This window comes from Mediterraneibacter sp., assembly GCF_030825015.1.
Classification (GTDB): Bacteria; Bacillota; Clostridia; order Lachnospirales; family Lachnospiraceae; genus Mediterraneibacter.
The window spans coordinates 26,408-47,769 of sequence record NZ_JAPJQP010000002.1 but is presented as its reverse complement, the minus strand read 5'-3'; the positions used below and the strand labels follow the sequence as shown (position 1 = coordinate 47,769).

20 protein-coding genes and 1 tRNA gene are annotated in these 21,362 nt (G+C 43.7%); 3 read left to right on the top strand and 18 right to left on the bottom strand.

The window, feature by feature from the left end; all coding sequences use genetic code 11:
* Positions 1-59: 59 nt before the first annotated feature.
* From RCH61_RS01905 to RCH61_RS01880, 6 genes are all read right to left on the bottom strand, one after another.
* On the bottom strand, positions 60-2,594 hold the full coding sequence (locus RCH61_RS01905) for an FAD-dependent oxidoreductase (protein WP_306479737.1): 2,535 nt from the start codon (positions 2,592-2,594) through the stop codon (positions 60-62).
* A 26-nt stretch (positions 2,595-2,620) separates the two neighbouring features.
* Positions 2,621-3,256, bottom strand: coding sequence for an endonuclease III domain-containing protein (locus RCH61_RS01900; RefSeq protein WP_178006481.1), 636 nt, complete (start codon positions 3,254-3,256; stop codon positions 2,621-2,623).
* A gap of 19 nt (positions 3,257-3,275) precedes the next feature.
* On the bottom strand, positions 3,276-4,418 hold the full coding sequence (locus tag RCH61_RS01895; RefSeq protein ID WP_178006482.1) for a putative ABC transporter permease: 1,143 nt from the start codon (positions 4,416-4,418) through the stop codon (positions 3,276-3,278).
* 2 nt (positions 4,419-4,420) lie between these two features.
* Positions 4,421-4,861, bottom strand: a complete 441-nt coding sequence (gene rpiB / locus RCH61_RS01890; RefSeq protein ID WP_178006483.1) for a ribose 5-phosphate isomerase B — start codon at positions 4,859-4,861, stop codon at positions 4,421-4,423.
* A gap of 122 nt (positions 4,862-4,983) precedes the next feature.
* A complete protein-coding gene (locus RCH61_RS01885; protein WP_178006484.1) occupies positions 4,984-5,613 on the bottom strand; it encodes an HAD family hydrolase in 630 nt (209 codons plus the stop codon).
* A gap of 60 nt (positions 5,614-5,673) precedes the next feature.
* On the bottom strand, positions 5,674-7,827 hold the full coding sequence (locus RCH61_RS01880) for a Tex family protein (protein ID WP_178006485.1): 2,154 nt from the start codon (positions 7,825-7,827) through the stop codon (positions 5,674-5,676).
* Between the two features lie 318 nt (positions 7,828-8,145).
* Here RCH61_RS01880 and RCH61_RS01875 point away from each other — a divergent pair, with 318 nt between their 5' ends.
* Both RCH61_RS01875 and RCH61_RS01870 read left to right on the top strand, forming a co-directional pair.
* Positions 8,146-9,048: an RluA family pseudouridine synthase gene (locus RCH61_RS01875; protein ID WP_178006486.1), complete on the top strand. Its 903-nt coding sequence runs from the start codon at positions 8,146-8,148 to the stop codon at positions 9,046-9,048.
* A gap of 141 nt (positions 9,049-9,189) precedes the next feature.
* Positions 9,190-9,263, top strand: a tRNA-Arg gene (locus RCH61_RS01870).
* Positions 9,264-9,452: 189 nt separating this feature from the next.
* On the opposite strand, the gene trpS is transcribed toward RCH61_RS01870, so the two are convergent.
* The 11 genes from trpS to RCH61_RS01815 form a co-directional block, all read right to left on the bottom strand.
* Positions 9,453-10,538: a tryptophan--tRNA ligase gene (gene trpS, locus RCH61_RS01865; protein WP_178006487.1), complete on the bottom strand. Its 1,086-nt coding sequence runs from the start codon at positions 10,536-10,538 to the stop codon at positions 9,453-9,455.
* Between the two features lie 74 nt (positions 10,539-10,612).
* Positions 10,613-11,320: a phosphatase PAP2 family protein gene (locus RCH61_RS01860; protein ID WP_306479736.1), complete on the bottom strand. Its 708-nt coding sequence runs from the start codon at positions 11,318-11,320 to the stop codon at positions 10,613-10,615.
* Between the two features lie 131 nt (positions 11,321-11,451).
* Entirely contained in the window at positions 11,452-11,700 is a 249-nt protein-coding gene (locus RCH61_RS01855; RefSeq protein ID WP_306479735.1) for a diacylglycerol/lipid kinase family protein, read from the bottom strand.
* Complete coding sequence (locus tag RCH61_RS01850) at positions 11,697-12,377, bottom strand: diacylglycerol/lipid kinase family protein (RefSeq protein WP_306479734.1); 681 nt, start codon at positions 12,375-12,377, stop codon at positions 11,697-11,699. Before RCH61_RS01850 ends, RCH61_RS01855 begins: the two co-directional genes overlap by 4 nt.
* A gap of 68 nt (positions 12,378-12,445) precedes the next feature.
* Entirely contained in the window at positions 12,446-13,060 is a 615-nt protein-coding gene (locus tag RCH61_RS01845) for a TetR/AcrR family transcriptional regulator (RefSeq protein ID WP_306479733.1), read from the bottom strand.
* 73 nt (positions 13,061-13,133) lie between these two features.
* Positions 13,134-14,912: an A/G-specific adenine glycosylase gene (gene mutY / locus RCH61_RS01840; protein WP_306479732.1), complete on the bottom strand. Its 1,779-nt coding sequence runs from the start codon at positions 14,910-14,912 to the stop codon at positions 13,134-13,136.
* Positions 14,913-15,016: 104 nt separating this feature from the next.
* Positions 15,017-15,841 (bottom strand): amino acid ABC transporter ATP-binding protein, encoded by an 825-nt coding sequence (locus RCH61_RS01835; protein WP_178007325.1) that lies wholly within the window; start codon positions 15,839-15,841, stop codon positions 15,017-15,019.
* The gene (locus tag RCH61_RS01830) at positions 15,825-16,535 is read right to left on the bottom strand and encodes an amino acid ABC transporter permease (RefSeq protein ID WP_306479731.1); all 711 of its coding nucleotides are present in this window, start codon (positions 16,533-16,535) and stop codon (positions 15,825-15,827) included. The genes RCH61_RS01835 and RCH61_RS01830 overlap by 17 nt, the downstream gene beginning before the upstream one ends.
* A gap of 229 nt (positions 16,536-16,764) precedes the next feature.
* A complete protein-coding gene (locus tag RCH61_RS01825; RefSeq protein WP_306479730.1) occupies positions 16,765-17,655 on the bottom strand; it encodes a transporter substrate-binding domain-containing protein in 891 nt (296 codons plus the stop codon).
* A gap of 198 nt (positions 17,656-17,853) precedes the next feature.
* Positions 17,854-18,681 carry an undecaprenyl-diphosphate phosphatase gene (locus tag RCH61_RS01820; RefSeq protein ID WP_178007330.1) on the bottom strand — a complete coding sequence of 276 codons (828 nt, stop codon included), beginning with the start codon at positions 18,679-18,681 and terminating at the stop codon, positions 17,854-17,856.
* Positions 18,675-19,523, bottom strand: a complete 849-nt coding sequence (locus tag RCH61_RS01815) for a Cof-type HAD-IIB family hydrolase (protein ID WP_306479729.1) — start codon at positions 19,521-19,523, stop codon at positions 18,675-18,677. Before RCH61_RS01815 ends, RCH61_RS01820 begins: the two co-directional genes overlap by 7 nt.
* 197 nt (positions 19,524-19,720) lie before the next feature.
* Here RCH61_RS01815 and RCH61_RS01810 point away from each other — a divergent pair, with 197 nt between their 5' ends.
* Positions 19,721-20,791 carry a cell wall hydrolase gene (locus RCH61_RS01810; protein ID WP_306479728.1) on the top strand — a complete coding sequence of 357 codons (1,071 nt, stop codon included), beginning with the start codon at positions 19,721-19,723 and terminating at the stop codon, positions 20,789-20,791.
* A gap of 97 nt (positions 20,792-20,888) precedes the next feature.
* Here the strand turns inward: RCH61_RS01810 and RCH61_RS01805 are convergent, their stop codons facing one another.
* Entirely contained in the window at positions 20,889-21,296 is a 408-nt protein-coding gene (locus RCH61_RS01805) for a hypothetical protein (RefSeq protein ID WP_306479727.1), read from the bottom strand.
* Positions 21,297-21,362 lie beyond the last annotated feature (66 nt).

The window sequence follows — 21,362 nt, the reverse complement described above, 5'->3', positions numbered from 1 at the left end:
CATCTCTATAAAAAGATCTGTATCCGAAGCGGTGAGGTATCACTTAAATTTCCTTTGTTTTATCCAAGTACATCTTTATATAATGCGTGTTTTTCCAGCGCTTCTGTCATTTTCACCATGTCGGAAAGATCCCCTATCATGATTACACCTGATAAACGATTGTTAAGGAAATAATATTTGCTGTATCTTCCTTTTCCCATATCTTTAAATTCCACCGTCTTATAAAGCAGATTCGGATTCTTTCCATTATCTCCTGCAGCAAACAGCGCGGTATTCATGCCATGGAAAGTCAGCGCCGGAACTGTCGCTGTATACTCAAGAGCGTCGCCTGCTGCATTTGCTCCGGCAATACGCCCCTGTTCCGAAGCCTCCGGCCAAACCGCATAATTCGCCCCATTAAATTCCGCACAGTCACCGCATGCATATACTTTCGGAATATTCGTTTCCATCCGGTTGTTTACTTTGACCGCCCGATCAGTCTCAAGTCCCATCTCTTTTGCCAGCGCTGTATTTGCACGCACACCTGCTGACACAACAACAATTTCCGCCGGGATCACTCTGCCGTCAGCCAAACGAACGCCGGACACATGTTCTTCTCCTTCGACTGCTTCCACAGAAACACCCGTACTGATCTTAACTCCGCTTTTTTCTGCAAATGCTTTCAGGATATCCGAAGCATTTTCATCAAGCTGACGTCCCATCAGAATCGGAGCTGCCTCCAATACCTGCACATCGATACCTGCTTTTTTCAGTTCCCATGCAGCTTCCAATCCGAGAACTCCGCCTCCGATCACAACTGCTTTCGATGCATTCTCCATCATCTTTTCCAGTTTTTCCACATCAGAAAGGCGACGGATGGCAACAACTTCCGGAAGCGTTTTTCCTTCGATCGGAGGAATAAAGCACTCGCTTCCAAGAGCATAGATCAGCCTTGTAAAGTGTATTTTCTCTCCGCTGTCAAGAATCACTTCTCCGCCATTCTCATCAACAGACTCTACATTCTTTCCAAGCATTTGGAATACTTTATTTTCTTCATACCATGACGGATCTGCAATCGCGATCTGCTCTGCGCTCAGACCTGCCACGATGGATTTTGTCAGCATCGGACGATTATATGCCGGATACTCCTCGTTCGAGATTACTGTTACCGCGCCGGTCTTATCACGTTCTCTTATTGCTTTCGCCGCATTAAAGCCTGCCGTTCCGTTTCCAAGAATAACATAATATTCATCTGTATTATTCAAAACTACATTCTCTTCGGCTTCCACTTCTATAAAATTCTCTTTTCCAACGCCGCACACCGGACATATCTCGATCGAAGAATCAAAGATTTCTCCGCAGACAAGACATTTCACAAGCGTTCTTGCACCTTTCTTCTTCGGTTTTACAGGCTCCTTGTTCTGCACGATACATCCGAACTGATACCCGTACTCGTAAGCGCTTACAAGATCTGCCTCAGATGGTTTAAACCGCACTCGGAATCCTTCCGACACTTTCATTTTCAGTTGTTTCAAACGCTGCGTAATATTCGGAACACCTTCTCCGCTCCAACCGTAACTTCCGAATGCACCGGCGTATTTTCCACCGTGAGTCGCCGGGAACATCGCAAGCGTCAGATCCCAGATTGGTTTGAGCGCCTCTCCGACAATCGTCGGTGTTCCGAGCAGGATTCCGTCCGCAAACAACAGCTCTTCATTCACTTTCTCTGCATCCGCCTCGACCATATCGTAAGATCTGACGTCAAGATCGCCGCTGTCTTTGACTCCTTCCGCTATTTTTTCAGCAAGCATTTTCGTATAGCCATACGCACTTACATACGGAATGATAACCGTTTTTTTCTCATTCGGATTTATCACCGTCGACCATTCTCTGTATTGTTTCATAACCTGCTGAATACGATCCCCTACTAAAACCGGACCGTGTCCTGTACAGATCATGGAAATATCCATCGTCTCGACACGATCAAGAGCCTTAAGCATAAACGGCTTGAACGGTCCGATAATACAATCATAATAATATTTCAAGGCACTCTGATAATCTGCCTCATTCTTAATTTCGCTGGATACAACTTCCGGCAGACAATAATGAGAACCAAAGGAATCACATGTCACCAAGATCTGCTCTTCCTCGATAAACGTATACATCGTATCCGGCCAATGAAGATTCGGAACGAACAAGAACTGAAGCGTCTTGTTTCCGATTGTCATCTTCTCCTTATCCCTTGCAGGAATTCCGACAAAGTCCCGATTTACGATCTCTTTCAGGAAACCGAGGGCGCATCCTGTAGCGATTATTTTCATCTGCGGACTATAATCGAGAAGGCGCTCCACGCTTCCGGCATGATCCGGTTCTGTATGACTTACAACAAGGTAGTCTATTTTCCGAACATCGATCACTTCTTGAAGATGTTCTAAATACTCATCAAAAAACTTTGCTTTTGCAGTCTCAAAAAGAACTGTCTTATCTCCTGCTTTCATCACATAGGAATTATAAGTCGTACCAAATTCCGTATACATGATAATATCAAATACTCTGAGCTGATCGTCAATAATTCCTGTCCAGTAAAAATCATCTCTTAACTTTAAGCTTTTCATTTTCTGCCTCCTCTTTTTCTTTTTTATCAAACTCCGTTTTTCTTACAAATATCCGCAAGGCAACATTTATCGCAATAAGGTTTTGTCCTCGCCGTGCACACCTCTCTTCCGTGGAAGACAAGTCTGTGGCAAAAATCGCTTCCCTCTTCCGGCGGAATGATCTTCCACAATGCCATCTCAACCTTTTTCGGTTCTTTTATCCCGTCCACAAGTCCGATACGATTTACAATCCGAATACAATGTGTATCTGTTACGATCGCCGGTTTCCCAAACACATCTCCCATGATCAGATTCGCGCTTTTTCTTCCGACTCCGGGAAGTTTCATCAATGCGTCAAAGTCATCCGGCACTTTCCCGTCATACTCGTCTCGGATCATCTTCATGCATCCGCTGATATCACGCGCCTTACTTCTGCCAAGTCCGCACGGGCGTACGATCTTCTCAATATCATCAACATCTGCCTCCGCCAACGCTTCCACAGTCGGATATTTTTCATACAATCCTTCCACTACCACATTGACTCTGGCATCTGTACATTGTGCCGCAAGACGCACACTGACGAGCAATTTCCATGCCTGATCATAGTCAAGCGTACATCCGGCTTCCGGATATTCTTCTTTCAGCCTTTGGATTACCTGTAACGCACGCTGCTTTTTCGTCATCTTCTGTATCCCTCTGCTTTCATTTTTCATCCATATATTTTCTCAGTTCAGCAAGAGCTTCGGAGAAACGTTTCGATACCGCCGTCGGATTGCCTTTCAAATGTCTGGCTGCATGAAGATAACTTCTGTCCGTCCGGTCATGCATCTTCGTCATCTCACGGGAAATATTTTTCTGAATCTCTGTATATTCTTCCCGCTTATCTTCCCCGATCAGTTCGTCAACTTTCGAAGAAAACTCTTCCTTCATCAACAGTTCCACTCGGTCTGATAATCTTGCAAGCAGACGGCGTCTCTCTTCTCGCCTTGCGTTGACCCGCTCCAAATACGCCTCTTTGCGGGAACGTCTCCGCTCGCTGCGCTCTTTCTCCCTGACTTTCACTTCTTCTTTATATTCTTCCACCATCTCTTCTGCGCGCTGGCGGTATCCGTCCATATGTTCCTCTGTCAAACGTCTGTAATCTTCCATCATGCCTTCTGCGCGCTGACGATAATCTTCCATTCGTTCCTCCGCGCGCTGACGATAGTCTTCTACAAATTCATCCGCGCGCTGGCGGTAATCTTCAATAAATTCCTCGGAAGCAAGTTTGAGTTTCTCCTGCATCTTCTTGATCTGCTTCTTGCTCTCTTCAAGCTGTGCAAGAATTCTCTTGAGATCCATCGCATCATTGAAGGACTGCGTCACATCTACAGCAGCCACAGCCGTCAAGGCAAAAGTGATAATCTCCGTAACAAGCAGCGGAATCTTCATTACTGCCTCTTCGATCGGCACATGCACAACTTTGACAAGAAGCACCGAAAAAAGTCCCCAGCCCAAAGATGACGTAAGGCAGATATATCCGTTTAAATTGAACTTCTGATTACTGTAATCCCAATATTTTACATTAAACATCCGTTCCATAACCGCCCCTGTGACATATTCCAGCAATGTTGCGCCCAACATTCCGAAAAGGAAGATCAGCGCAATATTATCTCTGACTTTGATCGTACTCACCAGAACAGTAAGCGCGCCGAAGCCATAAATAGGAAGCATCGGCCCGTACATAAATCCCCGGTTCACCCACCGATGTTTTCTCACCGAAACAAAGCAGCATTCCCACACCCATCCAATGAAGCTGTAAATAAAGAAAAACAATACCCATTGTGTCAAATGATAGGACTGCATGCTTATTTCTCCTCGATCGCCGTGATCAGATCTACTCTTCTTTGATGACGTCCGCCTTCAAACTCCGTGTTCAGCCATGTCTCTACGATCATTTTCGCAAGCTCCGCTCCAACGACACGCGCTCCAAAGGCAAGAATATTGCAGTTATTATGTGCTCTCGCCATTTTTGCCGTAAACGGCTCGCTGCACACTGCCGCGCGGATTCCTTTCACTTTATTCGCTGCAAGGGAAATGCCAAGTCCTGTTCCACAGATCAAAATTCCCTGCTCTACTTCCCCTGAAGCAACGGCTCTTGCCACGATTTCTCCGTAGATCGGGTAATCACAGCTTTCGCTTGAATCTGTTCCGTAATCTACTACTTCATGTCCCTTTTCTTTCAGGAAATCAATGATTTCCGCTTTCAATTCTAATGCCGAATGGTCATTTCCGATTCCGATTTTCATATTTTTATTCCCTTTCTCTGCTGTTTCTGCCTTCTCTATTGTTACTATGATGTTCCTGCGGTATTATAACCGATTTCTTTATCATCATAACAAATCCGTCCCCACGATTCAAGAAATCCGCCTCACAAAATAATCTTCTCTATTTGTTCCGGTTTTTCTGCACAATACGTTCCCGCCGCCTCTGTCTCCGGCGCACCCCATATCGCATGAATACCGTCAACTCCGGCGTTAGCCGCACATCCCATATCCGATCCACTGTCGCCGATATAAACTGTTTCTTCCTTTTTTGCTCCGGTCAGTTCCATATATTTTATCAAAGGTTCTGCCGCCGGTTTATGTTCCTTTGTATCATCCGCGCAAATATACACAGAAAAATATTTTCTGATCGGAAGCCAGTCAAACACAAGTTCAAGCTCCGCATGGGTTCTGGATGTCACGATACCGAACGTACAGCCTGCCGCTTCTAATTTAGCCAAAAGCTCTTCGATGCCGTCAAAAATACGGATCATATCAATATTTTTTTCTTCATTCTCCACCCACATCTCAACCGCAGCTGGAATCTTTTCTTCTTCCACTCCAAGAAGATACATATTTTTCACTGATGTATTTGCCAAAACAAATTTCAGATCTTCAATCTCATAATGTTCCCCTTTCACTGCCTCAAGCATTTCCTGCAGCGAATACAAAATGCAGTCCCGTGTATCGATCAACGTTCCGTCTACATCAAAAACAATATGTCTGTATTTTGCCATTTTTATACCTCCTGCTGTTTTCCTGCATCTTTTTCTTAATCTTCTTTTTTTAAGATCTTCCTAAGAAATTCCTCTCATCGTAAGCTGGATTCGTTTCTTCTTCATATCGACACTCATAACTTTTACGTCCACGATGTCGCCGACGCTTACCGCCTCCAAAGGATGTTTAATATACCGGTCTGTAATCTGAGAAATATGCACAAGTCCATCCTGATGAACTCCGATATCCACAAATACACCAAAGTCAATAACGTTTCGCACCGTCCCCTTCAATACCATGCCTTCTTTGAGATCTTTCATTTCCAGCACATCCGTTCTCAGGATCGGCTTCGGCATCTCATCACGGGGATCGCGGGCAGGCTTTTCCAACTCTTTTACAATATCACGCAAAGTAATCTCTCCGATGCCGAGTTCTTCTGCCAACGCTTTATAATCCTTGATCGTAAGCGACAATCCTGCCAGCTTATGCGCCGCCACATCTTCCGGGGAATACCCCTGCTTTTGCAGCAGATTTTTCGCCGCTTCATACGACTCAGGATGAACGCCTGTCCCGTCAAGCGGATTCTCCCCGTCGCGGATCCTCATAAATCCCGCGCACTGTTCAAACGCTTTCGGTCCAAGCTTAGGCACTTTCAGAAGTTCTCTCCTGCTCGTAAATCTGCCATGTTCTTCCCTGTAAGCGACAATATTTTTGGAGATTGCCGAACTGATACCGGAAATATATGCCAAAAGAGGAGCTGACGCCGTGTTCAAATCAACACCCACTTTATTGACGCAGTCTTCTACGACTCCTCCGAGTTTTTCCCCTAACTTTTTCTGATTCATATCATGCTGATACTGTCCGACCCCGATCGATTTCGGATCGATCTTCACAAGCTCTGCCAAAGGATCCTGAAGCCTTCTCGCAATCGACGCAGCGCTTCTTTGTCCTACGTCAAATTTCGGAAACTCTTCGCTTGCCAGCTTGCTTGCCGAATAAACCGAAGCCCCGGCTTCATTGACGATCACATACTGGACCTGCTCCGGAATCTCTTTTAAAAGTTCCACAATAAACTGCTCCGACTCACGGGAGGCCGTTCCGTTTCCAAGCGAAATAAGTGAAATATGATACTTCGGAATGATTTTTTTCAGAAGATCTTTGCTCGCTTTGATCTTCTGCGGAGTTGTCGGCGCCGTCGGATAGATCACTGTCGTTCCGATCACTTTTCCTGTCGGATCAACAACCGCCAGTTTACATCCTGTACGAAAGGCAGGATCCCATCCAAGCACTACTTTTCCCGCGATTGGCGGCTGCATGAGAAGCTGATGCAGGTTTTTTCCAAACACATCAATCGCGCCGTCTTCTGCCTTCTCTGTCAGTTCATTTCGGATCTCCCTCTCGATTGCCGGCTCGATCAGCCGTTTGTAGCTGTCCTCAATAACATCTTTTAATACCGGAGTTGTATACGGATTGTCTTTTACAATCGTTTTTTTCTCTAAATACCGCAGGATCTCTTCCTCCGGCGCTTCTACTTTGACCGTCAGTATCTTTTCCTTCTCGCCCCGATTCAACGCAAGAATTCTATGTCCCGCCAGCTTTTCGGCAGATTCTTCAAACTCATAATACATCTCGTAAACAGATTCCGCCTCGGGATCTTTCGCCACAGAGCTGACTTTTCCTTTTTTCATTGTCGCTTTTCTGATCCATGTACGGTAATCTGCATTATCAGAAATGATCTCTGCAATAATATCTTTTGCTCCGGCGATCGCCTCTTCCGCCGTCTTCACTTCTTTTTCTTCCGAAAGATACTGCTTTGCCGTTTCTTCCAAAGGCTCTTTTGCCTGCTGCAGCATCAGATACGCCGCCAAAGGCTCAAGCCCCTTTTCTTTCGCAATCGTCGCCCTTGTACGCCGTTTCGGACGATACGGGCGGTACAGATCTTCAACCGTCACAAGAGTTTCTGCTGCAAGAATCTTTTCTTTTAATTCCTCAGTCATCTTTCCCTGTTCTTCGATGCTTGAGATCACCTGCTCTTTCTTCTCTTCCAGATTACGCAGATAGAGAAGTCGTTCATGAAGCTTTCTAAGCTGCTCATCATTAAGTGATCCTGTCACTTCTTTTCTATATCTTGATATGAAAGGGATCGTATTCCCTTCATCGATCAAATTCACCGCCGCATCGATCTGCCAGCGGTTCACGTCAAGTTCTTCTGTCAGTTTTTGATTGATATCCATTTATCTTGATCCTCTCTTTAAATTAAGCCATAAACGGCATCACACATAGTTTACCACACACACACTTTCCATTCCACCTTTTCTCATGAACTTTGAACTTTGCACAGCCACTTCACGGCAGTCTCATCTATTTTGCATCAGTCCTTTACATCCGTTTAAACCTTGCTGCATAACGCCTTAGATCGCCCGATTGACCTGCTTTGTAAATCTTTGTTATAATGTATGACTGAACCGCCGTAATATTAAGAATAGATCTGCAAAACCGGACCGGCGGAAAATGCGCCTTATTTCGCGCGCCAAAAACGAAACGGAGAGATTATGGAACGTACGATCACTTATAACATAACCGATAAAGAACAGAATACCCGCATTGACAGTTTCCTTCGGAAGCACGGATATTCCATGCAAAACCTGACCCTCCTTAAAAAGATGCCTGAAAGCATTTTAAAAAATGGAGAATGGTCTTATATGCGGACAACACTTCAGGCAGGAGATGTGCTGACCGTCCGCATTCAGGAGGAGACTTCCTCCCCGAATATCCCTGCGGTCAATCTGCCGATCGATATTATTTACGAAGATGAAGATATCATCATCATTAATAAAGCGGCCAAAATGCCAATCCATCCCTCGCTCAACAATTACCGCAATTCTCTTGCAAACGCACTGATGTGGTATTATGAACAACAAAACAAACCTTTCATCTTCCGATGCACAAACCGTCTTGACAGGGATACTTCCGGTCTGACCGTCGTGGCGAAACATATGGTCAGCTCCAGCATCTTATCTGACATGACAGCAAAACATCAGATTGAACGAGAATATCTTGCTGTTGTACGCGGACATGTCACTCCTTCCGAAGGAACAATAGATGCTCCTATCGGACGCACCGGAAGTTCCCTCATCGAAAGGAAGATTGATTTCGAAAACGGAGAACGGGCAGTTACCCATTACCGCTCAGTTTTTGAACAAAACGGACTTTCCCTCGTTTCTTTGATCCTGGAGACCGGACGCACACACCAGATCCGCGTCCATATGAAACATCTTGGTTTTCCTTTGATCGGAGATTATCTTTACAACCCGGATATGGAACTGATCAGACGGCAGGCGCTTCACTCTCATCGCCTTCGCTTTCTCCATCCGATAACCGGAAAAGAAATGACATTTACCGCCCCTCTCCCAGAAGATATGGACCGATTATTCCACCCGCAGACAGTATTATAAATTTACAATTTACAAATACACACTTTCCCTCATTGTTTATAAATTTCTAATTGATACATTTTTAAAATTTATTTTAAAAAAGCATTGACATATATCTAAAAGTATACTATAATAAGCTTCGCTGTGAACGAAACAGCAAATGTGCGATTAGCTCAGCTGGATAGAGCGTCTGGCTACGGACCAGAAGGTCGGGAGTTCGAATCTTCTATCGCACGTCATTAAAAAGATGTCGTATAAGCGGCATCTTTTTTTGTTTCAATCTATTTACACTCACCAAGGTCTCGGGCAAGCCCGGACTTTGGCTCATCGCCATCGCCAAAAAAAACTCGGAATATCACATCCCGAGTTTTTCATCATTTCAGAATTTTTCATTCATAAAATCGAAAACGTTCTTGCACATCTCCTTACTCTGCGAACTGCTCCGACTGCATCTGAATCAATTCCTTATCATCAAAATAATTAATCTTCATCGCAGCTTTTACTTCCGCAAGTGTCTGAGCCGCAACCGCTTCCGCTTTCTCGCTTCCTTTTTTAAGCATCTCATAAACCGCAGGAATATCTTTACTGAATTCTTTTCTCCGGTTTCTGATCGGCTCCAACTCAGCCTGAAGCACGTTGTTCAGAAAACGTTTCACTTTCATATCTCCGAGCCCACCGCGCTGATAATGCTCCTTCAGCTCATCAAGGTTTGCATATTCCGGAAGGAATTCTGCAAAATGTTCCTGTTTGCAAAATGCATCAAGATAAGTAAACACTGTATTTCCTTCCAGTTTTCCCGGATCTTCCACACGAATATGCGTCGGATCTGTAAACATGCTGAATACTTTCTTTTTGATTTCTTCCGGCTCCTCCGACAGATAAATACAGTTTCCAAGCGATTTACTCATTTTTGCCTTTCCGTCGATTCCCGGAAGACGCAGACATGCCTGATTTTCCGGGAGAAGGATCTTCGGATCTACTAACGTTTCTCCATATACGGAATTAAACTTATGCACGATCTCTTTTGTCTGCTCGATCATCGGCATCTGATCTTCCCCGACAGGAACAGTTGTAGCCTTAAACGCTGTAATGTCCGCCGCCTGACTGATCGGATATGTGAAAAATCCGACCGGAATACTCGTTTCAAAATTCCGCATTTTAATCTCAGTCTTAACTGTAGGATTTCTCTGCAGTCTGGACACCGTCACAAGATTCATATAATAAAATGACAGTTCGCACAACTGCGGGATCTGTGACTGAATAAAAAGAGTTGACTTCTCAGGATCAAGTCCACACGCAAGATAATCCAGCGCCACCTCGATAATATTCTGGCGCACCTTCTCCGGGTTATCCGCATTATCCGTCAGCGCCTGCGCGTCCGCGATCATAATAAATATATCATCAAAATCACCTGTGTTCTGAAGTTCTACACGTCTTCTCAGTGATCCTACATAATGTCCGACATGAAGTTTTCCCGTCGGACGGTCACCTGTAAGCATAACTTTTCTCATAATGTTCATTTCCTCTCATTTCTCTTTTTTATCGAAAGCGTTCTCTTAATGAGTCCGGCTTTCTTATCACGCCGCTATTTATTCTGTGCGGCAATCCGTTTCTGTTTTGAAAATTTTTGTTTTGAAAACTGAGACACCGTTTTCTTTTCCGACGCATAAACAAATCTATAAAGAATATACGCCATAAATGCCGCGCCAAATACGTCCAGCACAGAATGCTGTTTCAAAAACATCGTTGCAAGAATGATCAGCCCCGCCAAAATATACGCCGCGTTACAGACCGCTTTATGCTCTTTGAGCTTCTCACTTTCGTGGATCGCGATACATACACTCAGCGAATTGAATACATGCAGACTTGGAAATACATTCGTACATGTATCCGCGCGATACAGCATCCGCACCATGTCTACAAAGATATTGTCTCTCTCGAATACGACCGGGCGAAGATCCTGCCCGTTCGAAAACACTGTCGATATGATCAAAAAAATGGTCATTCCGGTAAACATAAACTTCGCCATTTTATAAAATCCCGGTACGTCTGTGAAGAAAAAATACAAAAACGCAGCCGCTATAAACGCGAACCACATCAGATACGGGATAATGAAATATTCAACAAACGGAATCCACTCGTCAAACTGCGTCTGAATGACATGATAATCTGTCGTCACATGTTTTTCCAAAAACAAAAACCATGGCATATATATAAAGATATACAAAAACACCCATGCATGTTTATACTTCTTCAGCCAGCTTCCGAATTTTTTTCTTTCTTTTCTGCCCATTATATGACTGCCCCTTTTCATTTGCAATCTTTTGATTTTTACGATTGCAATGATTATAGCACGATTTAAAAAGTACAACAACCTTCTTCATAAAACATTTAGGAAACATTTATTAAATTTTCTCTCTTTTCTCATCCTACAATGACATCCAGTTTTTCGTTCAGGATCTCCGCAGCCGCCTCCTTCCGGGAAAACGCTGCCTCTCCGTCCGTATGGATCGGAAGGCTTCTCTCCGCCCTGACCGATACGAAAGGACTCCTTATAACCGAAATCTCTTTCGCTTTCGTATGTTTTCCAAAAAGCGCTCTCGGAAGCAGCCACACTGCTTTGACAGGCGACATATGGTGCGCCACGACAAGATCAAGACAGCCGTCCGTCACCGATGCCTCAGGTGCAAACTGAAAGCCGCCTCCTCATAAGGCAGATTCATAAACGCTGCAAAAAGAGTCTTCTCAAAGATTTTTTTCCTGCCATCCGGCAAAGTTATCGTTATTTTTACCGGTTTATCTTTCCTCAGCCTATCAAGAGCAACTACCGCATAACTTAATTTCCCAAGTCCGATCTTATTCAGACACTTCTTCCATTGCGAGACGCACACCTCATGACAGACACCTGCATCAAATCCCATTCCCGTGCTTACAATAAATCTCCGTCGCTTTCCTTCTCGTGAAATCTGTCCGACATCTGCGGCGATCACCTTCTTCGGATGCAAGATCGAATGAAGCGCCTTCATCGGATCTTTCTCCAGTTTTAATCCCCGCGCAAAATCGTTGCTTGAACCAATCGGAATATACCCAAACGTCGTTTGATCTAACTGACAGATTCCATTCACAACTTCATTAACCGTCCCGTCGCCGCCCAAAATGACAAGAATGTGTTTTTCCCCATCTTCCGTGATCTGTCGTGCCAGCTTCCCTGCATGACCCCTTCTCCGGGTCAGATGCGCCCGATATGGAACCTTCTCTGCTTTCAGTTTCTCTTCTATCTTCTGCCATGTTTTCATGCCCATCCCGGAACGCGCTTTGGGGTTTATAATAAAATCATATTCTCTATCCATTCTTTTATCTCTTTTTTCGTTCTTCCACGTTCCTTTTTCTTTTCGTTTTCATCACGTTCTTACTTTCATTAATCTCCTGCTTCGCAGATCACCCCGTCAAGATAATGTCCAAGTGACCGACTCATATTTCCTTCAAAATCCGCTTTACCATGTTTGATACACCACTCAAATACATTTCCAATAACGATCATCCTGATATCTGTCGTAAATTCCTCGATTGGTTCTTTCAGCGTCACAACGCCTACCTGCACCGCTTTTTCAACATAAGTTCTGACCGTCACGATCGGGTAAGGGCGCTCCGTACGAATATCTGCATTTAACGCCTGATTTTTCGTATCATAATAACCAGACATAAATTCCACTCCGAGCTCGCGGCAATATTTGACATAATTCAGATAAACCTGGATAATGCCGTCTTTGACCGCTTTCGCATTATCAGGGAAATCCAGAAGATTCGGTTCAATCTGCGGCTGGTCTTCAATATAATAAGAAAGAAGATCATCCTTTGTCTTAAAGTGATGATAAAAACTCCCATTAGAGACGCCTGCTTCTTCACATATATTTTTAATCGACAGTTCCTCATACCCGCCCTTCTGCAAAATACGTTTCGCCGCATTAAATATCTTCTCTTTCGTTTCGCGGGATTTTTGCTGCTGTCTTGAGATCTGTTCTTTTTCTTTCATTTCAAGTGCACTCCTGTCTGTTCTGACTTCCTTCAATACATATGAAACAGTTTACCACAGTATTTTACACATTTCAAGAAAACCGAGTATGCTCTACAAATTTATCAAACGCCGAAGGCATGGCATATGTTTCTTCTAATTGTTTCAGTTTCACAAAAAGGATTCCCGCTTTCTGTACACGTTCTGCATTCTGTTCCGCCGCTTTTTCCAGTTCATCTACAAAAATTTCATATCCTGTCATATGCCATTCTACATGACTGAAAACATGTTTCGCCTTTCCCGCCGGCTTCACACGCACCGGAGTCAGTCCCAATTTTCGTGCATATGCGATCACTTCTTCAAGCACCAGTCTGTCTTTCACATTTGGGAATTCATACATTCCGGCGAGCAGCCCTTTGGCAGGTCTTTTTCGAATAGCTACTTTTTCATTATCTCGAAAAAGAAATACCGTTCTCTGCTCGATCCGCCTCTCTTTCGCCTTTTTCTTTACCGGAAAATCCATTTCTCTCCCTTGCTTATGCGCTCTGCACAACTCGTTAAGCGGGCAGATTCCGCACTTTGGTTCTCCATTCGGAACGCAGACGATCGCCCCCAACTCGATCAGACTCTGGTTAAAATCTCCCGGTGCTTCCCTCGGGATCACTTCCTCGATCAACGCTTCCACTTTCGCTCTTGTCGCCGCCTGCCCGATATCGTCTGTGTCTGCAGTAAGCCGCGCCGCTACCCGAAGCACGTTTCCATCAACAGCCGGCTTCGGGATCCCGTATACAAAAGATCCGACCGCCCCTGCTGTATAAGCTCCGATTCCTTTCAGCGAACGAATTTCCTCATATGTTGAAGGAAATTCTCCCTCATATTGCTCCATGATCTGACATGCCGCCGCTTTCAGATTCCGGGCTCGATTATAATATCCTAACCCTTCCCAAAGTTTCAAAAGCCTGTCTTCCTCAACAGACGCAAGCGCGCTTACATCAGGAAGTTCTTTTAAAAATCGCTCATAATACGGCTTTACCGCCTCCACTCTCGTCTGCTGAAGCATAATTTCTGAAATCCACACGCGATAAGCATTGATTCTTTTCCTCCACGGAAGATCCCTCTTGTTTTCACGAAACCATTTCACAAGAGGCGAAACGGCTTCTTTTAGGATCGGTTCTCCTAAAACGATCTCGACCGGATCTCTCACCTCAATCGTATCTTCTGACACTTGACAATCATACGCTAAAATATTTACCCCCTCTTTCGCCGCCTTGCGAAGCGCCTCTGCAAACGCAGGGTGAGTATCTATATTGGGAGTAAAATAACGCACGCCTTTCATCTGGATCACAAAAAACACATAGGACTCATAGCCTTCTTTCTTCGCCTCGATCAGTTCTTCTAAATGTTTCACTGCCCGTTCGCTGGGCGCATCCGGAAAGCGGCACACTCCGTCTTCTTCCAGCGTAACGCCTTTCACTTCGATGAATATCTTCCGCATCTTTCCGGTTTCCCGGTCTTTTGCTTCTGCATACAAGTCAAACCGCGAATTTTTATAAACTGTTTCCGGCCGGAGCAGACTTACATTCTCAAACAGATTTCCCTTTTCAATCCACTCTTTCACAACTTTGTTCGGTATCTGCGAGTCCATATTGATCATCTTGCCGTTCTTCTCTACAGCAATCAAATCCCACTTCGTTTTTCGGGACGGATTATCACTTTCCTGCACATAAATATCTGCTCCAGGGCGGAGAAGTTCCGCACATCTTCCCGTATTTTTTACATGAACCGTTTCCTTTTTCCCGTTTAATTCCACATAGGCAATAAAACGGTTCGGACGCTCTACAAATTTCGCCTTATAAATTCGTTCGTATTTCATTTTTCACCTCACTCTGACACAACGCAGACAACTCCGTCTCCCACTTTTTACGGTCTGCCGAAAAAACAAAAAGCAGAGTTTTTCATTCACCCTGCTTTTCTTATTTACAGAATTTTCGATAAAAATTCTTTCAATCTCGGATTCTTCGGATTGCCGAAAAATTCTTCCGGTTCTGCTTCCTCTACGATCTGTCCGTCATCCATGAAGATCACCCTCGATGCAACCTCTTTTGCAAATCCCATTTCATGCGTCACAACAACCATCGTCATCCCTTCCTGCGCAAGCTTCTTCATCAATTCAAGAACTTCTCCTACCATCTCAGGATCAAGAGCCGACGTCGGTTCATCAAACAAGATCACATCCGGATTCATCGCCAGAGAACGGATGATTGCAACTCTCTGCTTCTGTCCGCCGGACAAAGTAGACGGATAAACGTCTGCCTTATCATCAAGACCGATCCGCTTAAGCAGATCGAGCGCCTGCTTCTTTGTGTCGCTTTTGATCTGTTCCTTCGTCGTCGTGATCGGGATCAGTTCCTCTTTGCTGCTTCGGAACATATTTTTCAAACGGATCATCCTGTTTTTATTTTTTGCTTTCTTCAGATCTTTACACTGCAGATATGCCGGAGCCATCATCACATTTTGAAGCACCGTCTTATTATTAAACAGATTAAAATGTTGAAATACCATTCCCATATGGCGTCGATGTACATTAATATCAACTTTCATATCCGCGATATCGACTCCCTTAAAAACAATATTTCCCGAAGTCGGATCTTCCATACAGTTTAAGCAGCGGAGAAACGTACTTTTTCCGGAACCTGACGGTCCGAGCACTGCGACGATGTCGCCTTTATTGATCGTGATATTGATGCCCTTTAAGATCTCAAGATCACCAAAGCTTTTTCTAAGATTAATTACGTCTATCACTCTTCTTCAGGCTCCTTTCCAATAATTTTACAAGCAATGTCACAACAAGGATCAATGCAATATAAATGAGCGCCATTACAAGATACGGAACCATGAACTCATAGCTGTTTGTTCCGATATAGTTAAATGCCACATACAAATCTGCAGCGCCTACAAAACTTACGACTGACGTCTCTTTAATCAATGCGATAAACTCATTTCCGAGCGTCGGAAGAATATTTTTAACTGCCTGCGGAATAACGATCTTCATCATACTTGCTCCGAAGCTTAAACCAACTGCCCGTCCCGCTTCCATCTGTCCGCTGTCCACAGACTGGATTCCGCTTCGCATAATCTCTGAAATATATGCGCCGCTGTTCAGTCCAAATACAAGCATCGCCACTTGGACGCCCGTTATATTCCATCCGATAATTGGAAGAAGTACATAATAAAATACAAGAAGCTGGACAACCATCGGCGTCCCTCTGAACATTGCCACATAAACACTGCATATTCCGTTCAAGATTCGCGGAAGCAGTTTATATTTCGGCAGTACTCTTGCCGTTGCAATGATCGTACCGATCAAAATACCGATAACCAGACCGACAACTGCGATAAGGACTGTGTTCTGCAAACCTTGTACAACTTTCACATAGCCATTTTGCTCGATAAATATTTCTATAAACTTATCTACTTTTGCACTAAAATTACCCATTACTTTCCTCTTTGCTTTCTTCTCTCAAACGTCCAAAGAAAGGAAAACGCCGATACCCCCTGCTTCGGAGAATACCCGTATTTTCCTTTCTGACTCAATCCTGTTTTTTGTTTTTTTGCAAAACGCCCCGCCTCAAAGCTGCCTGATCCGGATTCTTTTTCGTTCCTTATCTCTGTTTCAGAAACCGCTCTTCGGATTGCACCTATTGTTTCCCTGCTTTACAGAAAATTTACTGCATTGCATTAATTGCTTCTGTGATCGCTGTAGCAGGAGCCGCATCAATGATCACATATTTGATATTTCCGTTCAGCATATCCTGAACTGCAAGTGATCCGCTCTTGTACGGCTGACATGTAGCCGGAAGTCCTTCAAATCCGAAATCTTCGTCTCCTTCAATGTAGCTCTGTGCTGTTGTTCCCTGCTGTACGCCAATCTTATCTTCTTTTGTTAATTCTCCGAGTTTTGCTGCAACTGCATCTGCATCTTTCAGATCATCGAATGTCTTGTCATCGCTCGGAACGATCAGACGCTGTGAAGCCTGATAATATGTATCTGAGAATGTTACATATTCTTTTCTTTCATCATTCACTGTAAGTCCTGCGATAGCAAGATCACATTTATGCTGTCCAACGGAAAGACATACTGCATCGAAATCCATATTCTGAATTACAAGTTCTTTTCCGAGTTTCTCCGCAAGAAGAGCTGCCAGTTCCATGTCGATTCCGACATATTTGTCACCCTTTGTATACTCAAACGGCTCAAACGCTGCGTTTGTAGCAACAACTAACTGATCTTTACTCTCGTCAAGCTTCGCTGACTCTACTGCTGTCGGCTCTCCGCCTCCAAAATATTTGTCACAAATCTCGTCCAGTGTTCCGTCTTCTTTTACTTCTTTGATGAATGCATTCACCTGCTCAATAAGTTCCGGCTGATCTTTATCAATACCAAAAGCATATTCCTCATTCGTCAGATCAACATCGATCACCTTCGCTGTCTTCGCGCTGCTTCCTTTATCTTCTGTCTTGTCATTTTCTTTACTTCCGCAGCCTACCGCCAGTCCGGCAACAAGCGCTGCGCTCAAAACTACTGCTAAAAACTTCTTCATTTTTGTACCCTCCATTTATGATTTCATTACTCAATGCTGAATCATTCTGCAGCTCATGACCTTCATTCTAACACGTTTTGCATAAAAATCAAGTACTTTTTTCGTTTTTATGCACTCATTTTCCACTTTTTTGTATATTATACATGGTTTTATGCATATTTCAAATCATTTATGCATCATTTTATTACTCACTCTCTTTTCGGAAAATATTTGTTATGCAAGCAGCGTTTTTATTCCAAAGTAAAGAAGTACGATCACACCCAAAACGATTCTGTAATAACCAAATACTTTAAAATCATGCTTCCTGATATACTGCATAAGGAATTTGATTGCAAAGATTGAAACGACAAATGAAACCGCTGTTCCAAGCAGAAGCAAAAATATCTGCATTCCCGTAAAGTTCAAACCGAATTTGATCAATTTCAAAAAGCTTGCTCCAAACATTGCAGGAATTGCAAGGAAAAATGTAAATTCTGCCGCAACGCTTCTTGACACTCCGATCAAAAGCGCGCCCACGATCGTCGCACCGGAACGAGACGTTCCCGGAATCAGTGCAAGCGCCTGAAATACTCCGATAATCAGAACTGTCTGTACTGTAAGCTGGGAAAGCTTCTCCACTTTCGGCTGTTTATCTTTCTGATAATTTTCGATCACAATAAACAAAACTCCGTAAATGATCAATGTAGCCGCAACAACATAAGAATTGTTAAACTTCTCTTCTATAAAATCATTAAAGGGCAGTCCAATCAGCATTGCAGGGATCGAACCTATGATAACTTTGACCCATAGCTGGATCGTCAGCATCTTCTGCTTCTGCGTCTTCTTCGGCGAAAACGGATTCAGCTTATGGAAATACATTACGACAACCGCCAATATCGCACCGAGCTGGATCACGACATAAAACATATCAAGAAATGACTGATTCTGTTTTAACTGCAGCACTTCTTCCAACAGGATCAAATGTCCGGTGCTGCTGATCGGCAGCCATTCCGTAATTCCTTCCACAATACCGAATATAATTACTTTTAACGCTTCTAACATCTTGTTTCTCCTCCTCCGAGAACGAATCTCTCAATCACTTCTGCAACGCCGTCCTCTTCGTTTGACAGGGTGATATAATCTGCGGTCTCCTTTACATGCGGCTCTCCGTTCGCCATTGCAACTCCGAAACCGACTTCTTTAAGCATTACGGTATCATTATCTCCGTCTCCGCATGCCATGATCTCTTCTCTTTTAATCCCAAGTCTTTTACCGAGATTGACGAGTCCGGTTCCTTTGTTGACGCCCGCCGCGTTGATCTCTATATTATATCGAAGAGAACCGACCAGTTCTAAATCTTTATGACGGGCAAGCTCTTTCCATGCGATTTTTCTTTCTTCCATATCCGCAAACAGCGCCTGCGTTTTATCAAGACCTCTGTTTTCCCTGTCCACAAGCCCAAACAGATCTTCTACCGGAATACGCGTTTTCCGCATATATTCCCACATATTCGGATTTTTGTGGTATCGTTCCACAAGCGCCATCTTTTCTGCCGGAGCGTACCCCTGTCCGTCAAAATATACCTCTTGTAGAGTATCATATTTTCGACAGATTTCCAACGCCTTTTTCGCGGATTCGACAGGAAGTAAATGCTCTTCAATCACTTGTCCTGTGCGTGTATCAATGATTCTTGCCCCATTAGATGTCAGCGCGTAATCCATCCCCGGAAATTCTCTTAATTCTTCCGGTACTCCCATCCACGGACGTCCTGTCGCCACAAGCACAACAACCCCTTCCCGGATTACCCTCTCAAGAACGTTTCGCGTCCGCTTTGTCAGCTCTTTTTTATCGGTCAATAAAGTTCCGTCCAGATCAAGTCCGACCATTTTTATCTTATGTGTCATAATACACCTCGTTTCTCTGTGCCCTGCCTGCATATATCCTTTTTCCGCCCTGGCGTTTTTTTTTGGAAACAGACAGAAAACAACTGTTTTTCATGGAAGATCATGGCTCTATCATATCAGAGTTTGCCAAATAACGCAATTTGTAGTATAATGATTGCTCAGCACCTAAAAATGCTTTAAGAAAGGAATTTAAATTTATGAAATTCTGCAAAAAACGATGGCTGAAATCAGGAATTATCCTGGTCAGTTCTCTCGGAATTGTACTTTCAGTTTTTCCTTCATTCGCAGATGATAACATTGACAATCTACAAGGACAAACTTCTGCACTCGAAAGTGAATTAGACGGTATCAACAAAGACATTCTCAGTTTAAGCGATGAGATTTCCACAACCGAAATGCAGGTTGAGATTTTAAACGGTGAGATTGCCCGTACTTCCGATGATCTAGTTGAAGCTGAAAAAAATGAAAATGAGCAGTATGAAAACATGAAATCCCGTATTAAGTATATGTATGAACACGGGAACGCAACACTTCTTGAAATGCTCTTTTCAGCAGAAAACATGGCAGATTTTATAAACAAGGCAGATTTTATAGAAAATCTGAGCGAGTATGACAAAACTGCCCTGGATGATCTGAAAGAGATTTATAAAAACATTGAAGATCAGAAAAACACATTGGAAACTCAGCAGGACTCCCTTCTTGACCTGAAAGATGAGCTTAAGAAAAAGCAGGCTGAACTTCAGGCGAAAGCCAAAGAAACTTCAACGAACCTTACAGATGTACAGGCAAAATTAGAAAAGGCAAAAGCAGAAGAAGCCGCCCGCATCGAAGCCGAACGGCTTGCACAGCTTCAGGCTCAGCAAAACGGAGGCTATGACGATACCATTACCAATAACGGAGGACATATAGACGCTTCCACTACCGACGTCAAGCTTTTGGCGGCAATCCTGCAGTGCGAAGCACATCAGGATTATGATTCTTTGCTTGCCGTTGCAACTGTCATCTTGAATCGTGTGGAAAGTCCTCGATTCCCAAATTCAATCAGCGGAGTTATCTACGCAAGCGGACAGTTTGAGCCGGTATGGACAGGACGTCTTGACAGCGTTTTAGCAAAAGGACCTACTTCTTTGTCAATTCAGGTTGCAGAGGATGCGATCAACGGCGCAAGACTTGCCGCGGTAGCAGATTGTTACTATTTCCTCTATGCAGGATCAACAAACAGACCAGGCGTTAATATAGGAAATAATCTTTTCTTCCCAAGCTGGTAAAGATATCGGCATCGAAGCCGAAACAAGAAATCCCCGGAACAATAAACCTGTTCCGGGGATTTCTTGTTTTTCCTCTCTATACTGCTGTCTGTCTGACTTAGCTTTTCTTTATAAATGTCGCACCACATTTCGGACACCTTACTTCAATCTTCCCTTTTCCTTTCGGAATACGGATCTTCTGCTTACATGACGGACATGTATAGATATGATATACCTTTCTTTGCTGCCAGATATTCTTCTGATTCTGAAACCAATTCCTGATCTTGCAGGTCTTCATAAGATATGCCTGATTCTCCGCATAACGTTTCGAAACGTTTCTTGAAAACACCCTGAAATAACAATAGATCACGATTGCCCATCCCAGGATGTAAAAAAGCATACTTACCGCAGTCTCTCTGAAAAACGCAGACAGAAGAACCACTGTCAGTCCTGTGACAAGAAGAAACTTTGACAACTGATCAAGGCCATATCTTCCCTGCATAAAACGTATTAATTTTTCTTTCATTTTCATCCATCCTTCTGCACAAATGCCATTTTGATATGAATAACATTCATTCTCTCGTTTCTTCTG